The organism is Flavobacterium sp. I3-2 (assembly GCF_013389595.1).
Lineage (GTDB): Bacteria > Bacteroidota > Bacteroidia > Flavobacteriales > Flavobacteriaceae > Flavobacterium.
Map to the genome: position 1 here is coordinate 1,595,325 of NZ_CP058306.1, position 16,154 is coordinate 1,611,478.

16 protein-coding genes and 5 tRNA genes are annotated in these 16,154 nt (G+C 32.1%); 16 read left to right on the forward strand and 5 right to left on the reverse strand.

The genetic code is table 11. The annotated features are described in order from the left end of the window. Positions 1-277: 277 nt before the first annotated feature. Genes HW119_RS07500 through HW119_RS07510 form a run of 3 tightly spaced genes read right to left on the reverse strand, consistent with a single transcriptional unit; the run spans position 278 to position 2,104 of the window. Positions 278-991 carry a tRNA1(Val) (adenine(37)-N6)-methyltransferase gene (locus tag HW119_RS07500; RefSeq protein WP_177762767.1) on the reverse strand — a complete coding sequence of 238 codons (714 nt, stop codon included), beginning with the start codon at positions 989-991 and terminating at the stop codon, positions 278-280. Positions 992-1,045: 54 nt separating this feature from the next. Beyond that, positions 1,046-1,573 carry a ribosome maturation factor RimM gene (rimM, locus tag HW119_RS07505; RefSeq protein WP_177762770.1) on the reverse strand — a complete coding sequence of 176 codons (528 nt, stop codon included), beginning with the start codon at positions 1,571-1,573 and terminating at the stop codon, positions 1,046-1,048. Between the two features lie 18 nt (positions 1,574-1,591). Then, positions 1,592-2,104, reverse strand: a complete 513-nt coding sequence (locus HW119_RS07510; protein WP_177762773.1) for a 30S ribosomal protein S16 — start codon at positions 2,102-2,104, stop codon at positions 1,592-1,594. Between the two features lie 211 nt (positions 2,105-2,315). On the opposite strand from HW119_RS07510, the gene HW119_RS07515 reads away from it, so the two are divergent. The 13 genes from HW119_RS07515 to HW119_RS07575 all read left to right on the forward strand — a co-directional run bounded on the left by HW119_RS07515 (position 2,316) and on the right by HW119_RS07575 (position 12,348). Next, on the forward strand, positions 2,316-2,822 hold the full coding sequence (locus HW119_RS07515) for a DUF6252 family protein (protein ID WP_177762776.1): 507 nt from the start codon (positions 2,316-2,318) through the stop codon (positions 2,820-2,822). A 112-nt stretch (positions 2,823-2,934) separates the two neighbouring features. Next, the gene (gene dnaE, locus HW119_RS07520; RefSeq protein ID WP_177762778.1) at positions 2,935-7,464 is read left to right on the forward strand and encodes a DNA polymerase III subunit alpha; all 4,530 of its coding nucleotides are present in this window, start codon (positions 2,935-2,937) and stop codon (positions 7,462-7,464) included. Positions 7,465-7,567: 103 nt separating this feature from the next. Next, complete coding sequence (trxA, locus tag HW119_RS07525) at positions 7,568-7,885, forward strand: thioredoxin (protein ID WP_177762781.1); 318 nt, start codon at positions 7,568-7,570, stop codon at positions 7,883-7,885. Positions 7,886-8,069: 184 nt separating this feature from the next. Next, a tRNA-Asp gene (locus HW119_RS07530) sits at positions 8,070-8,146 on the forward strand. 64 nt (positions 8,147-8,210) lie between these two features. Further along, positions 8,211-8,284: transfer RNA gene (locus tag HW119_RS07535), tRNA-Asp, on the forward strand. A gap of 90 nt (positions 8,285-8,374) precedes the next feature. Further along, a tRNA-Asp gene (locus HW119_RS07540) sits at positions 8,375-8,448 on the forward strand. A gap of 235 nt (positions 8,449-8,683) precedes the next feature. Continuing rightward, positions 8,684-8,760 (forward strand) — tRNA-Asp (locus tag HW119_RS07545). 49 nt (positions 8,761-8,809) lie between these two features. After that, positions 8,810-8,883, forward strand: a tRNA-Asp gene (locus HW119_RS07550). Between the two features lie 68 nt (positions 8,884-8,951). Beyond that, the gene (locus HW119_RS07555) at positions 8,952-9,806 is read left to right on the forward strand and encodes an energy transducer TonB (RefSeq protein ID WP_177762784.1); all 855 of its coding nucleotides are present in this window, start codon (positions 8,952-8,954) and stop codon (positions 9,804-9,806) included. An 8-nt stretch (positions 9,807-9,814) separates the two neighbouring features. After that, a complete protein-coding gene (locus tag HW119_RS07560; RefSeq protein WP_177762787.1) occupies positions 9,815-10,345 on the forward strand; it encodes a hypothetical protein in 531 nt (176 codons plus the stop codon). A gap of 17 nt (positions 10,346-10,362) precedes the next feature. Further along, entirely contained in the window at positions 10,363-11,184 is an 822-nt protein-coding gene (locus HW119_RS07565) for an energy transducer TonB (protein ID WP_177762792.1), read from the forward strand. A gap of 45 nt (positions 11,185-11,229) precedes the next feature. Continuing rightward, positions 11,230-11,934: an energy transducer TonB gene (locus tag HW119_RS07570; protein WP_177762795.1), complete on the forward strand. Its 705-nt coding sequence runs from the start codon at positions 11,230-11,232 to the stop codon at positions 11,932-11,934. A 15-nt stretch (positions 11,935-11,949) separates the two neighbouring features. Further along, positions 11,950-12,348 carry an energy transducer TonB gene (locus tag HW119_RS07575; protein ID WP_177762799.1) on the forward strand — a complete coding sequence of 133 codons (399 nt, stop codon included), beginning with the start codon at positions 11,950-11,952 and terminating at the stop codon, positions 12,346-12,348. A 27-nt stretch (positions 12,349-12,375) separates the two neighbouring features. Here the strand turns inward: HW119_RS07575 and HW119_RS07580 are convergent, their stop codons facing one another. Further along, positions 12,376-12,876: a DUF456 domain-containing protein gene (locus HW119_RS07580; protein ID WP_177762802.1), complete on the reverse strand. Its 501-nt coding sequence runs from the start codon at positions 12,874-12,876 to the stop codon at positions 12,376-12,378. A 44-nt stretch (positions 12,877-12,920) separates the two neighbouring features. Here HW119_RS07580 and HW119_RS07585 point away from each other — a divergent pair, with 44 nt between their 5' ends. Continuing rightward, entirely contained in the window at positions 12,921-13,388 is a 468-nt protein-coding gene (locus HW119_RS07585) for a hypothetical protein (protein WP_218620402.1), read from the forward strand. On the opposite strand, the gene HW119_RS07590 is transcribed toward HW119_RS07585, so the two are convergent. Continuing rightward, on the reverse strand, positions 13,372-14,322 hold the full coding sequence (locus HW119_RS07590) for a lysylphosphatidylglycerol synthase domain-containing protein (RefSeq protein WP_177762808.1): 951 nt from the start codon (positions 14,320-14,322) through the stop codon (positions 13,372-13,374). The two genes, HW119_RS07585 and HW119_RS07590, sit on opposite strands and share 17 nt — an antisense overlap. 53 nt (positions 14,323-14,375) lie before the next feature. Here HW119_RS07590 and ruvC point away from each other — a divergent pair, with 53 nt between their 5' ends. Further along, on the forward strand, positions 14,376-14,933 hold the full coding sequence (ruvC, locus tag HW119_RS07595) for a crossover junction endodeoxyribonuclease RuvC (RefSeq protein WP_125019968.1): 558 nt from the start codon (positions 14,376-14,378) through the stop codon (positions 14,931-14,933). After that, positions 14,933-16,057, forward strand: coding sequence for a radical SAM family heme chaperone HemW (hemW, locus tag HW119_RS07600; RefSeq protein WP_177762812.1), 1,125 nt, complete (start codon positions 14,933-14,935; stop codon positions 16,055-16,057). Before ruvC ends, hemW begins: the two co-directional genes overlap by 1 nt. The last annotated feature ends 97 nt before the right edge of the window (positions 16,058-16,154 follow it).

Below are 16,154 nucleotides of genomic sequence, written 5' to 3' on the forward strand. Positions count from 1 at the left end.
CCATCATTTGTACTTGAAAAATATTCATAATTTTAGTTGTTTTGATTTTTTAATCAGTGCAAATATTATGATTTATTTTCTATAAAACAAATTTATATTAGATTTTAAATCTAAAATATGGTTGTTTTTAATATGTTTATAGGATTATTTTTCTAAATATTTATTTTATTTAGATTTTTTATCTGTTTTTTTTTGATTGATGATAAAATTTATTTTGATAATTGAGGTTTATAGAATTTATTTTTTTTCAAAAAAAAATCAGCTGTTAAAGCTGATTTTACATTTTAAGATAAAAATCTTTAGTCAGATTTTTATAATCTTCGGTATAATTATGTCGTTCAATCTCAATAATTAATTCATCAATTAAAGGATTTTGTTCTAAACGACAAAATGCTAATAAACTTCGTTTGATTTCTGATGAAGGCGTTCCTTTTACTCTTGTGATTTTAAGAGGAAATAAATTTACTGATTTTGCTAAAGCAATAAAATTTTCTTCTTCTTTAAACGGAATGATAACAGCGAATATTCCGTTGTCAGATAATAATGCTTGAGCAGATTCGATCAATTCATCAAAAGGAAGTGATTCTTGAAATCGCGCTTGATCTCTTTTTTCATCACCAGAAGAATAATTCTCTGAATAAAAAGGTGGATTTGAAATGATTAAATCATATTCTTCTTCCTCTTCAAAAAGTTCTTCGGTGTATTCATTTAAATCAGCATGAAAACAAAATAAACGATCGTTCCATGGACTAGCTTCAAAATTTTCAACACATTGTTCGTAAGCTTCTTCATCGATTTCAATAGCATCGATTTGTTCGGCATTACTTCGTTGTGCAATCATTAAAGCGATTAATCCAGTTCCTGCACCGATGTCTAAAACGTTGTACGGATTGTTTATTAATGGAGTCCAAGCGCCAAGTAAAACACCGTCTGTTCCGACTTTCATTGCGCAACGGTCTTGTTGAATGGTAAATTGTTTAAAGGAAAACATGTTTGATGTTGTTGAAACTCAAAAAGGTAATTTAGCTTTGCTGAAATGATAACATTAATTAATGTATAAATCAACTAAACCTTCGGGAGTGTTTAAATGAATGGTTTTGTTTTCACGATCTAATTTAAGGATGAATTCATCAATCATCGGAACAAGTATTTGGACACCTTTGTATTCAATTTCAAATAATGCTTGAACGTTTGCATCATTAACACCAGTAATGTTTCCAATGAATCCTAAGCGCTGGTCTTGAACTTCAAATCCAATAATTTCGTGAAAATAAAATTTGTCACCATCTAATTCTGGCAACATAGTAAGAGGTAAGTAAACTTCGCAACCGATAATTCTATTGGCATCTTCTTCAGAATTCATGTCCTCGAAAAGTACTCGAAGAAATTTATTTTTGTGAAGTGAAGCGTTTTCAATAAAAAATGGAACCAAATGTCCGTTGAATTCAACGAACATTGATTCCAAATCTTCATACATTTCGGGTTCATCCGTGTCTAAATAAACAAGAACTTCGCCCTTGAAACTAAATTTCTTAGCGATTTTACCTAAATAAAAACAATCTTTTTTACGCATTTAAAATCGCTTTAAAAATTATGCTTCAGTTTCTTCAGTTGCAGGAGCTTCAACTTCAGCCGGAGCCTCAGCAGCAGCTTTAGCTTCTAAAGCAGCAGCAACACGTTTAGCGTTAACTTCTTTTTCAGCTTCTAATGCTTTTGCTTTAGCAGCAGCTTTAGTTTCAGCTAAACCTGAAGTTTTAGCGTTTAATTTTGCATCTTTTTCTTCTAACCAAGCAGCGAATTTAGCATCAGCTTGCTCTTGAGTTAAAGCACCTTTACGAACACCTCCGTTTAAGTGGTGTTTTAATAAAGCACCTTTGTAAGAAAGGATAGCTTTAGCTGTGTCAGTAGGTTGAGCACCTTGGAATAACCATTTTGCAGCAGCATCAACATTTAAGTCGATAGTTGCAGGGTTAGTGTTTGGATTGTAAGTTCCGATTTTTTCTAAGAATTTACCATCTCTTTTTGCGCGTGCGTCAGCAGCTACTACCCAGTAAAAAGGTTTTCCTTTTTTACCGTGTCTTTGTAATCTAATTTTTACAGACATAATCTATTGATTTAATTGAGGTTCCCGACCTCAGGTTTTATTTAAGTTTGCAAAGATAGTATTTTTATTTTGAGATACAAGTGTTTAGGGGTTCAAATATCGAGGTTTGCTTTTTTGTTTGTTAAAGTTAATTTTTTATTAAAAAAAATACGCTTTGATAACTAAAAAATTATATTTTTGTTTTTTAGACTTTGATAAAAGACAATAATATATGAAAAAAAGTATAATAATCGTTGCTTTAGCTTTAGGTTTAGGGTTCACTGGATGTGAAGATGACGTAAAGTTTAATGATCCTTCATTTCAAGCGCAAAGAAATTATAAGCTTTGGAGAGCTACAAATAGTGTGGCTGAAGTTAAAGATGGAACATTACGTGTTTATGGAACTGATGGTGTTGAATCTTTAGTGATGACAATTCCGAATTATAGTTTTGGTGCTACTTATGATTTCGGTAACAATGAAACAAATATTGCTACATATCGTATTATTGATGAAAATATTTCTTATGTTTTTAAAACAGGATATAATTTAGGTGGAGGACATCTGACATTAGATCCAGTTGAAAAACAAGTTCCAGGATTTATTTCAGGTACATTTCTTGTTAAAGCATCTCGTGTTGAAGGTGGAGTAGTAGTAGATATGAAGCTGGATCAGGGTGTGTTCTTTAGAATACCTTTAAGAGAAGTAACTGCGCAAGCGCCTTCAGAAATAGTAGAATAATTTTTTTATATTGATATTTAAACCACTTCATTTTGAGGTGGTTTTTTTGTTTCCTTTTAGTTCGTTTTTTTTGTAAATTTGAAGTTCCTTTCAATTAAAAATAAATTTTCTTATGTATATAATTTTCGATACAGAAACAACCGGATTACCTAAAAATTGGTCTGCGCCAATAACGGATACGGATAACTGGCCAAGATGTATTCAGATTGCTTGGCAGTTGCACGACGAATTTGGAAATTTAATTGAACATCAAGATTATTTAGTTAAACCTGAAGGTTTTGATATACCGTATGATTCAGAACGAATTCACGGTATTTCAACCGATTTAGCTTTACAAAAAGGTATTCCTTTGCATGAGGTATTGGTTAAATTCAACGAAGCTTTGTCTAAAGCTAAATTCGTAGTTGGGCAAAACGTTGGGTTCGACGTAAATGTTATGGGGTGTGAATTCTATCGTATGCAAATGGATTCACCAATGGCAAAAATGCCTGTGTTGGATACGTGTACAGAAGTTACAGCAAATTTGGTTAAAATTCCTGGAGGAAGAGGAGGTCGTTTTAAATTGCCGACTTTAACTGAGTTGCACGAATTTTTATTCGGAGTTCCGTTTGGCGAAGCGCATAATGCAACGGCCGATGTAGAAGCAACTACGCGTTGTTTTTTGGAATTAATAAGAAAAGGAAATTTTACTAAAGAAGAAGTTCAACAACCAGAATCTTATTTTAAAGATTTTCAGGAACATAATCCAGAGCCTTTTAAATCAATCGGATTAAAACACATTAATCTAAAAAGTGCTTCTGACGAAATTCGTAAGCAATTAGAAAAATCTAATGTGTTTATCAAAGAAGAGGTTGAGATTTCTCAAGAAACACTTCAAGCATTTGAACAAGCTACTTTTGCTCACTTACATAATCATACGCAATTTTCGGTTTTGCAGTCAACTATTGATATTGGAGCAATGGTTAAAAAATCTGCCAAAGAAAAAATGTCTGCTATTGCTATGACCGACCACGGAAATATGATGGGAGCATTTAAGTTTGTTAGTGCGATTATGGATTATAATAAATCGGTGTCAAAAGCAAATCAAGCTGCAATTGAAAATGGTGAAGAACCAACCGATAAAGAAATAAAGCCAATTGTTGGATGTGAATTTTTTATGTGCGAAAATCACTTGGATAAAAGCCGTAAAGACAATGGTTATCAAATAGTTTTATTAGCTAAGAATAAAAAAGGATACCACAATCTAGCAAAATTAGCTTCGGCTGCTTCTATTGATGGATTCTATTATGTGCCACGTATCGATAAAGCTTTAGTAGAGCAATATAAAGAAGATTTAATTGCATTAACAGGAAATCTTCAAGGTGAGGTTCCGAATAAGATTTTAAATCTTGGTGAAAAACAAGCAGAAGAAGCTTTGTTATGGTGGAAAGAGCAATTTCAAGACGATTTGTATATTGAAATCATGCGTCATAATCAAGAAGATGAAGACCGTGTAAATAAAACCTTAGTTGCATTTTCTCGTAAGCATGCTATTAAGCTAATTGCTACAAATAATACGTATTACTTAGAAAAATCAGATGCCAATGCGCACGATATTTTATTGTGTGTAAAAGACGGAGAAAAACAAGCAACGCCAATTGGTCGTGGACGCGGATATCGTTACGGATTACCAAATCAAGAATATTATTACAAAACGCAAGATGAGATGAAATCTTTATTTAAAGATTTGCCGGATGCAATTATTAATATTCAAGAAGTCGTTGATAAAATTGAAATCTATTCTTTGTATAGAAATATTTTACTTCCCAACTTTGATATTCCAGAGGAGTTTATAAACTCTGAAGATGCTGTTGATGGTGGTAAACGTGGAGAAAATGCGTTTTTAAGACATTTGACTTATAAAGGTGCCGAACGTCGTTACGATGTGATTGATGATGTGGTTACCGAACGATTGGATTTTGAATTAAAAACAATTGAGAATTCGGGTTATCCTGGATATTTCTTAATTGTACAAGATTTCATTGCCGAGGCTCGTTCTATGGGAGTTTCGGTTGGGCCAGGTCGTGGTTCTGCGGCTGGTTCTGCGGTTGCTTATTGTTTGGGAATTACGAATTTAGACCCGATTAAATACGATTTGCTTTTTGAGCGTTTCTTAAATCCTGACCGTGTATCGATGCCTGATATTGATATCGATTTCGATGATGAAGGTCGTTCTCGAGTAATGGATTATGTAATCAATAAATACGGTGCAAAGCAAGTAGCACAAATTATAACATATGGTAAAATGGCTACGAAGTCATCGATTAAAGATGCTGCTCGTGTGTTGGATTTACCACTTTTTGAATCGGAACGTATTGCGAAATTGATTCCAGGTATGATGCCAGGAAAATGGAATATTTCTCGTTTTTTGTCTGAACCTGAAGATGAAATCAAAAAAGCGGTGCGTTCAGATGAGTTTGATGCGATTAAAGAATTGATTCAATTGGCAAATCAAGGTGATTTAATTTCTGAAACCATTCAGCAAGCTAAGATTATCGAAGGTTCAATGCGTAATACCGGAATTCATGCTTGTGGTGTAATCATTACACCAGATGATATTACCAATTTCGTTCCCGTGCAAACGGCTAAAGATTCCGATTTGTATGTTACGCAGTTTGATAACTCGGTGGCAGAATCTGCAGGTTTATTAAAAATGGACTTTTTGGGGTTAAAGACTTTAACCTTGATTAAAGATACGGTTGCTTTGATTAAATATAGAACAGGTGTTGTAATTGACCCTGAAGAAATTCCGATTGACGATGTAAAAACATATGAGCTGTTTCAACGTGGTGAAACGGTTGGGGTTTTTCAGTATGAATCGCCTGGAATGCAAAAATACATGCGCGAATTAAAACCGACTGTTTTTGCCGATTTAATTGCAATGAATGCTTTGTATCGTCCGGGGCCGTTAGAATATATTCCTTCTTTCGTTCGAAGAAAAAACGGAGAAGAACCTATTACGTATGATTTAGATGCTTGTGAGGAGTATTTAAAAGAAACTTACGGAATTACCGTTTATCAAGAGCAGGTAATGCTTCTGTCGCAAAAATTAGCTGGATTTACAAAAGGTGAAGCCGATGTATTGCGTAAAGCGATGGGTAAAAAGCAAAAAGATGTACTTGATAAAATGAAGCCTAAGTTTGTTGAGCAGGCTTCTGCCAAAGGTCATGATGCCAAAACATTAGAAAAGATTTGGAAAGACTGGGAGGCATTCGCATCTTACGCTTTTAATAAGTCGCATTCAACATGTTATGCGTGGGTAGCTTATCAAACAGCATATTTCAAAGCGCATTATCCTGCCGAATATATGGCAGCTGTGCTTTCTAATAATATGAACGATATCAAGCAGGTTACTTTCTTTATGGAAGAATGTCGTCGTATGGGATTGGCTGTTTTGGGTCCGGATGTTAACGAATCGCACTATAAATTTACGGTAAATGATAATTATGAAATTCGTTTCGGAATCGGTGCTATTAAAGGAGTAGGAGAAGGTGCAGTAAATACGATTGTCGAAAATAGAAAAGACGGAAAATACCGTTCTATTTTTGATTTGGCTAAACGTATCGATTTACGTGCAGCTAATAAACGTGCGTTTGAAAATTTAGTTTTAGCAGGTGGATTCGATTGTTTTCAAGAAACGCATCGTGCGCAATATTTTCATACCGATGGCGATGCTTTGACTTTCCTTGAAAAAGCTATCAAATACGGTTCTAAATTTCAGGAAAATGAAAATTCATCGCAAGTAAGTTTATTTGGTGAGTCAAGCGAAGTTCAGATTCCAGAACCTGTGATTCCGAGTTGTGATGAATGGACAACAATGGAGAAATTAGCGCGTGAAAAAGAAGTTGTAGGTATTTATATTTCTGGTCATCCGTTAGATGATTTTAAATTTGAAATGAAATATTTCTGTAATGTGAATTTAGAGCAGTTAAAAGATTTGACTCCTTTGATTGGTCGAAATTTAAGCTTTGGAGGAATGATTTCAAATGTGCAATTTAGAACATCTGCTAAAGGAAAAGACTGGGCGATGTTTAATGTGGAAGGTTATGATGAAAGTATGGAGTTTAGGGTTTTTAATGAAGATTTCTTGAAATTTCGTCACTTTTTGTTGAATAATACATTTGTGTACTTTAAAGTGATGGCCAAAGAAGGTTGGGTTAAAAAAGATACAAACGAACGTTCAGAACCTAGATTGCAATTCATGGAAATGAAACTTTTGAATGAGGTGATTCCGACTTATGCTAAAAAACTGATTATAAATATTGATGTGAATGAATTAAAAGCAAATCAAATCGAAAAGATTCGAATGATTTTAGATGAGCATCAAGGAAGTAAACCAGTGACTTTTGAGATTTATGAATTGGAGAAAATTCAAAAGCGAATCGAAACGGAAATCGTAAATAATATGTTATCAGAAGTTGATATCGATAATATAGATTCAATGGAAAGTCTTGAGCAAGTTGATTTTGAACCTGTTTTGCCAGAAGTTGAATATAAAATTAAAAACATGCTCGAAATGCCAAGTCGAAATACAAGAATCGAAATTTCGGCCGAATTATTAGAAGCGTTAGAAGGTATTCAAGTGAATTTTAAACTGAATTAAATCAGTTGTTTATGGAGTGATAGATAAAAGTTATGTGAAATTTTGAAGTACTTTTAAAAAAATTCCTATTTTTGTTTTTTACTAAGATTTAAATAATAATAATATGGCATTAGAAATAACAGATGCTACTTTTGAAGAAGTAGTATTAAAATCAGATAAACCAGTAGTTGTTGATTTTTGGGCAGAGTGGTGTGGTCCTTGTAAAATGTTAGGTCCAGTAATTGAAGAATTAAGTGGAGATTTCGAAGGAAAAGTGGTTGTAGGTAAAGTTGATGTTGATGCAAATCAAGATTTCGCTTCTCAATACGGAGTTAGAAGTATTCCTACAGTATTAATTTTCCAAAACGGAGAAATCGTAGGTCGTCAAGTAGGTGTTGCTCCAAAGCAAACTTATGCAGATGCAATCAGTGCTTTGTTGTAATCCATGATTATATTGAAAATATAAAACGAGTTGAGAAATCTTCTCGTTTTTTTTTGTGTTTGTAAATTGTTGAGGTTAAGTTGCTTTTGTGTTTTGATGAAAAAAAGTTTAAATTCTTTTTCTAAAATGTTTGCAGAATTAAAAATGCGTTGTATATTTGCACCGTTGAAAACAACAACGCTCTGGTTTGGTAGTTCAGTTGGTTAGAATACATGCCTGTCACGCATGGGGTCGCGGGTTCGAGTCCCGTCCAGACCGCCAGAAGAGTTTAAGAAACTCAAACTTACGACGTGTAAGTTTTAAATTGAAATAGAATAAGAATCTTGGTTTGGTAGTTCAGTTGGTTAGAATACATGCCTGTCACGCATGGGGTCGCGGGTTCGAGTCCCGTCCAGACCGCTAAGATTAAATAGCCCTTCGGTTACGAGGGGCTTTTTTGCCCTCTTTGATTTTTTATTTAATCTATTAAGATTTAAGTGTTTAAATATTGGTTTGGTAGTTCAGTTGGTTAGAATACATGCCTGTCACGCATGGGGTCGCGGGTTCGAGTCCCGTCCAGACCGCAACTCTTTTTTGAGGAATAATAGTTGTGTTGTTAAGGTACGCGAGTACCTGGTTTAGTAGTTAGACCAATGAAAAGCTTTCCAATTTTTTGGAGGGCTTTTTTATTTTCAAAATAAGATGATATTGCAATTGTTTGGTAATAAGTAGATTAAAAAATAGTTGTAAAAAAAGCTTCTGAAGTCTTGTAGATGCTAGAAAAGTAACTATATTTGCACAGTTGAAAAACAAAATTCTGGTTTGGTAGTTCAGTTGGTTAGAATACATGCCTGTCACGCATGGGGTCGCGGGTTCGAGTCCCGTCCAGACCGCCAGAAGAGTTTAAGAAACTCAAAGCCTTTTTAGGTTAAAAAAACAAACATTGGTTTGGTAGTTCAGTTGGTTAGAATACATGCCTGTCACGCATGGGGTCGCGGGTTCGAGTCCCGTCCAGACCGCTAATGTTAAATCCCGTTCGAAAGAGCGGGATTTTTTTGTATATTTATAACTTATCGAGAAAACTCTTATGAAGCTTTTAAAATTATTTATTTTACTTTTTACATTCGTTACTTTTAATTCAAATGCACAGGATGTTTCCAATATAAAAACTTTCGTTCAACAAAAAGCTGGTCCACATGAAGGTTTACAAGAATTTTACGAAAACTTTGTTAAAGAATTTAAAGTACCAAAGCTACCTTCAAATCAGAATCAATTAAAACTTGTTGTGAAATTCATTGTTGAAAAGGATGGTTCTTTTTCAGATATTACCGTTCCTGACCAATCAGAAGAAATTGTATACGAAATTATACGTGTTTTGTCTAAAATGCCTAAATGGAAACCTGGTTATCATGAAGGCGAACCCGTTCGTTCTTCTTTTAATCTTCCTGTTACAATAAGATTAAATGATTATGATGAGAATGAAGAGAATTTTAAAAAAGATGTCGCAGCTTATCGTACGGTTTTAAAAAAATACACGCAAGAAACCGATTATTTTAAGTTTGATTGTAATTGTGTTACGTTAACGACAGTTATTGAACCAGATGGAATTTCCGAATTTTTTCAGTATGAAACTTTGGATAAAATTGGTTTGTATAATATTGGGATTAAGAAATTTCAAAAAGTTAATAAAAAAGCATTTTTTAAAGACTTGATTAAACAAATTTCAAAAGGTGAGGTTAAATATAAAAAAGTAAAACTAGGAGATACGGAAGCTTTAGATGTCGAGTGGTCTGAGACTTGGGAAGGTAATATGGTTTGTAACCGTTCGATTTTCTTTTTTGAAGATGATATTTTATATACTTTAAATTTTGCTTCAAATAGTACAGAAATAACAAATATTGTCTTTGAAGAATTACTTCAATCTTTCCAAATCAAACAATAAATAAAAGGATGAAATATTTTAAAATTATTCTATTAATGATGTTTGTGATTCCATTTTACGGGAATGCGCAAAAAAATAATACTTTACAAATTCCAGATTTAGAAACATATAAAAAGCTACTTGAATCGACAGTTCAAGAAACGGAATCTTTTAGTTTTAAATGCAATTGTGAGATGTCTAAAAATATAATCGATGATAAATCACAATTAGTATATTATGAATTTGAAACTTTAGATAAAATTGGATTGTATAGTGTAGCGATTTCTCAAATTCCTTCGACTGATGAGATAAAAACTTTTGATAAGTTTATCGAAGACATAAAAAACAAAAATGGAACATTTAATTATATCAATCTTGATAATCAAAAAGCTTTAGTTTTATCAGGGAAACATGAAATTCAAGATGCAAAATTTTATTATCGAACCGTTCTTTTTTTTGTTGACGGCAAGCTTTGTGTAATAACTTTTGGTTCTGGAGTTGATGAAATTACAGCGATTGTTTTAGATGGGCTTCTGAATTCTTTTCAATTAAAAAAATAGCTTAAACCACTTATATTATGAAATACTTTAAAATATTTCTGTTGTTCTTTATCTTCAGCTTTTCTGTTTCAGAAGCTCAAGAAGTGATAGTAGAATCAGCATTTGACCAAAGAGCTGAACCATATGAAGGGTTAGCAGTTTTTCGTAAAAATTTTATTAATAAATTAAATGTAAGTAAAGCAAATGGCAATGCCGTTAATATTACATTAAAGTTTGTTATTGATGTTGATGGTTCGTTCACCGATATAACGGTAAGTAAAGATAAATATGACTTAGGTAAAGATGTTATTTTAGCACTAAAAAAAATGCCTAAATGGAAACCAGCTTATGATAAAGGTAAGCCAATTCGTTCCACATTTACAATGCCGATAGTTATCGAAGCTGATGACCGTCAAGATTTTATTGAAACTATTTTTGATGAGAAACTAGAAAATGTAGAAATGGAAACATTATTTTTTAAATTCAGTTGTAATTGTATTGCATCAGAACAACAAATTGATGAAACGGATATAAAATATCAATTTGAATATTTAACAAATACCGGAATGTATAAATTGGTTGTAATCAAGGCAGACGAAAATAACTTTGAACAAATTAAATATTATCAGAGAGATTTCTTAGATTCTCGTGAGATTCAAATTGAAGAAGTTGAATATTTAGGAGTTCATTCTTTGAATTATGATGAAGCTTTAGATATTGAGGAAGGTGTCTTTTATTCTAAAAATAGATTTTTTTACAAAGATGATTTGGTCTATATGCTTTTTTATATGTCCAAAGATAAAACTGAAACAGAGCGTGTATTTAACGAATTACTGGAGTCATTTCAAATTAAAAAATAATCAAAACTTATGAACTATTTAAAATTATTTTTAGTACTTGTTTTTATGACGTCATTTTATGGAAATGCGCAACAAGATAAAAAGATAGAAGATGATAAAGTCTATTCATTAGTTCAAAAAAAAGCATCACCTCAAGAAGGGTTTAAAGTATTTCATCAGAATTTTAAAGAGGAATTTGATTTACACTCGTCATTACCTGAACATAATTCTGTAAAATTTACTTTTGAATTTATAGTTGAAAAAGATGGTTCTTTGTCAGATATAATTGTGCAAGGAGTTGATGAACTTTATGCTAAAGAAGCTATAAGAGTTTTGAAAACTTTTGACAAATGGATTCCAGCTCAAGAAAATAATGTAATTGTTAGGTCTAAGTTTAGATTGCCAATTACTATTTATATACCTAAAGAATTAATACCTGAACTTGGGTCTGTTATGGCAAGACCAGATGAAGGTCTATCTTCATTTATGGATAATTTTTGGAATGAGTTTAAATTTGAAAAAGATTTAATTCCAAATGGTGAAATAGGGAGTTTTACAATAAATTTTACAGTTGAAGCAGACGGAAGTCTTACTAATATATTTGTAACAGAAGATAAATTTAATATAGCAGCTGATGTAGAAAGGGTTATTAAGTTGATGCCAAAATGGAAACCCGCAACAAAAAATAATAAAGATATTAAATCGCAATTTTATATACCAGTAGAAATAAATCTAGATAAGAATACAAAATCGTATTGGAAGGCAATTTAAAAAAAATCAAAACTTATGAACTATTTAAAATTATTTTTAGTATTTATTTTTATGACGTCATTTTATGGAAATGCACAACCTAAAGATGTTTTACCAACGCCAGAATTTAAAGCAGAACCAGTTGATGGAATGCGAAATTTGTATTTGAATTTTATAGAAAAATTTAATTCTCCAAAAATAGCTTCTAATCAAAACGAGATTAAAGTTAAACTGAGTTTTTTTGTAGAAACAGACGGTTCTTTATCTGAAATTACGGCTGAAGGTGAAACCGAAGAAATTCGTAATGAAATGATTCGTGTAATGAAATTATTACCTAATTGGAAACCTGCGATGACTAACGGAGAACCTATTCGTTCAAGATTTATCATGCCAATTACCATAAAAGTAACCAAAGATAATCCGCCTAAAAAATAAAAGCTTTCTTATAGGGAAGCTTTTATTTTAAAACCAAATATTCCAATTTACAATAACTTCTTTGATATAAAAACCTAAAAAAGCCATACAAACTACAAACTTCATAAAAGTAGAAGCTAAAAAACCGATAAACGAACCTGTTGCAGCCTTTAAAGCTCTTTTAGAATCGTCACGTTTGTATATTAACTCGCCGATAAATGCACCAACAAACGGACCTAAAATGAAACCAAATGGAATTGGAAATAGAATACCAATTATCAAACCGATATTGGTTCCCCAAACGCCATATTTACTCCCTCCAAAACGCTTGGTACCTTGTGCCGGAATTACAAAATCTAAAATTGTAATTAGTATTGTAAGAATTAGTGCAATTCCTAAAATCCAATAATTCATTTCGATTCCCTTAGTAAAATACAAAACTAAAAGTCCAATCCAACTTAGTGATGGTCCTGGTAAAACAGGTAATAAGCTTCCTATAAGACCAGATATAATCAATATAAAACTCAGTAATAGTAATATATATTCCATAAAAAAGATGTATTTTTGTACCTAAAATTACGTATTATTTCTTTATGAAGATTCAGTTTGGTTTGTCATTTATTTTTTTAACGATGATTTCCTGTGTTTCAGACAAAAAAGTTCCTGATCCACAAGAATTGTTGCGTAAAGAATTGCATACCATTGATTGGACTAAAGTTGATGAATATCCTACGATTGACGCATGTGATTCAATAAAGGATAAAGAAGAAAATAGATTGTGTTTTTTTAATACAGTCACTCTTGAATTAAAAACTAAAATAAAACAAGATTCCTTAATAAATCAAATAAAAGGACTGAAAGAAATGAATATTTTGGTTACAGTTACCAAAGATTCCAAAGTTTTTTTTGAGTGTGAACCTAAAGATTCTGTTCGTTATAATATAAGATTTTTGAATACTTTGATTCAGAATAAAAATGAAAATTTCACACCGATTCAACCGGCTTTAAAACGTGGGATTCCTGTAACTACGAAATTTGTTTTACCTATTTCTCTTGAATAGTTTTATTGGGTTTATAAAAAAGTACAAACAAACTTCCGATGCTAATTGGAATCACTAAATTCAACATCCAAATTAAAGTTGCAACAATCGCAATTACCCATTCGTTTACACCGAATAATCCAAACAAGAAAATAGCAACGCTTCCTTTTAAAGCAAAATCGATAATCTGAAAATTAGGTAACGAAGAAGCTAATAAATAAACCGCCGAAACAACTCCGATTAAAACAAAATAAGGAATTTCTACATCGAATAATTTGTATAAAAAGTAGTATTGATTCATCAAAACAAAATAGCGACAAAAAGCTAAAATCAAGTTTTTACGATGAATACTTTTTTTGATTTCTCCAATGTATTTAAAAATCGATTCAAGCGAAAAACCTTTAATTTGAATATTTTTGATGCTTAAAATTAAAATTACAGCAGCGCTTAAAATCAAAAATAAATACAAGAAATAAATATCAGGAATAAAATTATGTAAATGATTGATGTAAAAAACGCCAATTAATCCGAAAGAAATCGCATAAATAACCTGAACACCGTTGCAAATCATATTCAAAAGAATCACTTTTCCGGCATCTTCTTTTTTATAAAATAAAACTTTTCCAGCGTATTCTCCAATTCCGTTTGGAGTAAAGATTCCTAAAGTAATGGCGCTTAAAACTTGCTTGGTTGATTCCCAAATCGAAATCTTTTCAATAACCTGAATTAAATTTCGCCACTTTAAAATTTCGATAAATCGATTTAAAAACGTCAACAACAAAATGATAAAAATATACAAATACGCATATTTTCCGTTTAAGCTTTCTCTTAAAATATCTAAATTCAAAGGCTTTTCTGCCAACTGATTTTTAACAAAATAAAAAGCCAAACCAATAATGGTAAGTTTAATAATTAATGTTAAGAATTGTTTAGCTTTGTTGTTGAGAATTTTCATACTACAAAGAAACAAATTTACTTTAAGGTAAGAAACTATTTTAACGAAACGAATTGAGTACAGAACGCATTATATTAGGAATCGATCCTGGAACAACCATCATGGGTTTTGGGTTGATCAAAGTGGTAAAAAACAAAATGGAATTTATTCAGTTAAACGAATTACAACTGAGTAAAATGGACGATCATTATATGAAATTGCGTCGTATTTTTGAACGTACCATTGAGTTGATTGACACGCATCATCCGGATGAAATTGCGATTGAGGCCCCGTTTTTTGGTAAAAATGTACAATCGATGTTGAAGCTAGGACGTGCCCAAGGTGTTGCCATGGCGGCAGGTTTATCTCGCGATATTCCGATTACCGAATACGAACCTAAAAAAATTAAAATGGCCATTACAGGAAACGGAAATGCATCGAAAGAACAAGTAGCAAAGATGTTACAGCAATTGTTAGGTTTGAAAGAATTACCTAAAAATCTCGATTCTACCGATGGTTTGGCAGCTGCAGTTTGTCATTTTTTTAATTCAGGAAAAACCGTTGTCGGAAAATCTTATTCAGGTTGGGAATCATTTGTTAATCAAAATCAAGAGCGCGTAACCAAAAAATAATGGCAGGTATTTACATTCATATTCCGTTTTGCAAGCAAGCTTGTCATTACTGCGATTTTCATTTTTCTACAACGATGAAAAAGAAAGATGAAATGATTGCGGCTTTGATTCATGAAATTCATTTGCGTAAAAATGAAATTAACGAACCTGTTGAAACGATTTATTTCGGTGGTGGAACACCAAGTGTGCTTTCGAATGCTGAAATTGATGCAATTTTAGAAACGATATTTTCTTTGTTTGATGTTGTTGAAAATCCTGAAATTACTTTAGAAGCGAATCCTGATGATTTAAATACAGACCGAATTATCGAATTATCGAAATCTAAAATCAACCGGTTGAGTATTGGAATTCAATCTTTTTATGAAGAAGATTTACAATTGATGAATCGCGCGCATAATGCAGAAGAAGCTTTGCAATGTTTGAAAACCGCGACCCAATATTTTGATAATATTTCGATTGATTTAATTTACGGAATGCCGAATATGAGTTTAGATAAATGGCGTTCAAACGTAAATTTAGCTTTGAGTTTAAACATTCCGCATATTTCGAGTTATGCTTTAACAGTTGAACCAAAAACCGCTTTGGCAACTTTAATTAAAAAAGGGAAAATAGCGAATACCGATGATGGTTTGGCTCACGAACATTTTTTAGCTTTGGTTGAAATGCTTGAAAATGCTGGTTTTGTGCATTACGAATTATCTAATTTTGGAAAACCTGAGTATTTTTCTAAAAACAATTCAGCTTATTGGTTAAGAAAAAAATATGTAGGAATTGGACCATCGGCGCATAGTTTTGACGGCGAAAACCGTTCGTGGAATATTGCCAATAACGCCATTTATATTCAGAAAATCCAAGCAAACGAATTGCCTAATGAAGTGGAAACCTTAAGTATTCAAGATCGTTATAACGAATATGTAATGACGGGTTTACGAACTATTTGGGACGTCTCGTTATCGAAAATTGATAACGATTTTGGAACTGCTTATCTAAATTATCTTTTAGAAAACGCTGCTTATTTCATCAAGAAAGAACAATTAATTATTGAAAATAACGTTTTAAAAACAACTTTAAAAGGAAAGTTTTTCTGTGACGGAATAGCTTCTGAATTGTTTATGATTGATTAGTTTTTTGTCTTAGCCACAGATGCACAGAATTTACTAAACCTCTCGTTTTATTAAACTTGGACAAAATCTAATTGAGTTAATATAATTCAAAATATTT

Coding starts and splice junctions, on each gene's coding strand:
- HW119_RS07500 (WP_177762767.1), bottom strand. CDS start 991: ATGTTTTCCTTTAAACAATTTACCATTCAACAAGACCGTTGCGCAATG.
- rimM (WP_177762770.1), bottom strand. CDS start 1,573: ATGCGTAAAAAAGATTGTTTTTATTTAGGTAAAATCGCTAAGAAATTT.
- HW119_RS07510 (WP_177762773.1), bottom strand. CDS start 2,104: ATGTCTGTAAAAATTAGATTACAAAGACACGGTAAAAAAGGAAAACCT.
- HW119_RS07515 (WP_177762776.1), top strand. CDS start 2,316: ATGAAAAAAAGTATAATAATCGTTGCTTTAGCTTTAGGTTTAGGGTTC.
- dnaE (WP_177762778.1), top strand. CDS start 2,935: ATGTATATAATTTTCGATACAGAAACAACCGGATTACCTAAAAATTGG.
- trxA (WP_177762781.1), top strand. CDS start 7,568: ATGGCATTAGAAATAACAGATGCTACTTTTGAAGAAGTAGTATTAAAA.
- HW119_RS07555 (WP_177762784.1), top strand. CDS start 8,952: ATGAAGCTTTTAAAATTATTTATTTTACTTTTTACATTCGTTACTTTT.
- HW119_RS07560 (WP_177762787.1), top strand. CDS start 9,815: ATGAAATATTTTAAAATTATTCTATTAATGATGTTTGTGATTCCATTT.
- HW119_RS07565 (WP_177762792.1), top strand. CDS start 10,363: ATGAAATACTTTAAAATATTTCTGTTGTTCTTTATCTTCAGCTTTTCT.
- HW119_RS07570 (WP_177762795.1), top strand. CDS start 11,230: ATGACGTCATTTTATGGAAATGCGCAACAAGATAAAAAGATAGAAGAT.
- HW119_RS07575 (WP_177762799.1), top strand. CDS start 11,950: ATGAACTATTTAAAATTATTTTTAGTATTTATTTTTATGACGTCATTT.
- HW119_RS07580 (WP_177762802.1), bottom strand. CDS start 12,876: ATGGAATATATATTACTATTACTGAGTTTTATATTGATTATATCTGGT.
- HW119_RS07585 (WP_218620402.1), top strand. CDS start 12,921: ATGAAGATTCAGTTTGGTTTGTCATTTATTTTTTTAACGATGATTTCC.
- HW119_RS07590 (WP_177762808.1), bottom strand. CDS start 14,322: ATGAAAATTCTCAACAACAAAGCTAAACAATTCTTAACATTAATTATT.
- hemW (WP_177762812.1), top strand. CDS start 14,933: ATGGCAGGTATTTACATTCATATTCCGTTTTGCAAGCAAGCTTGTCAT.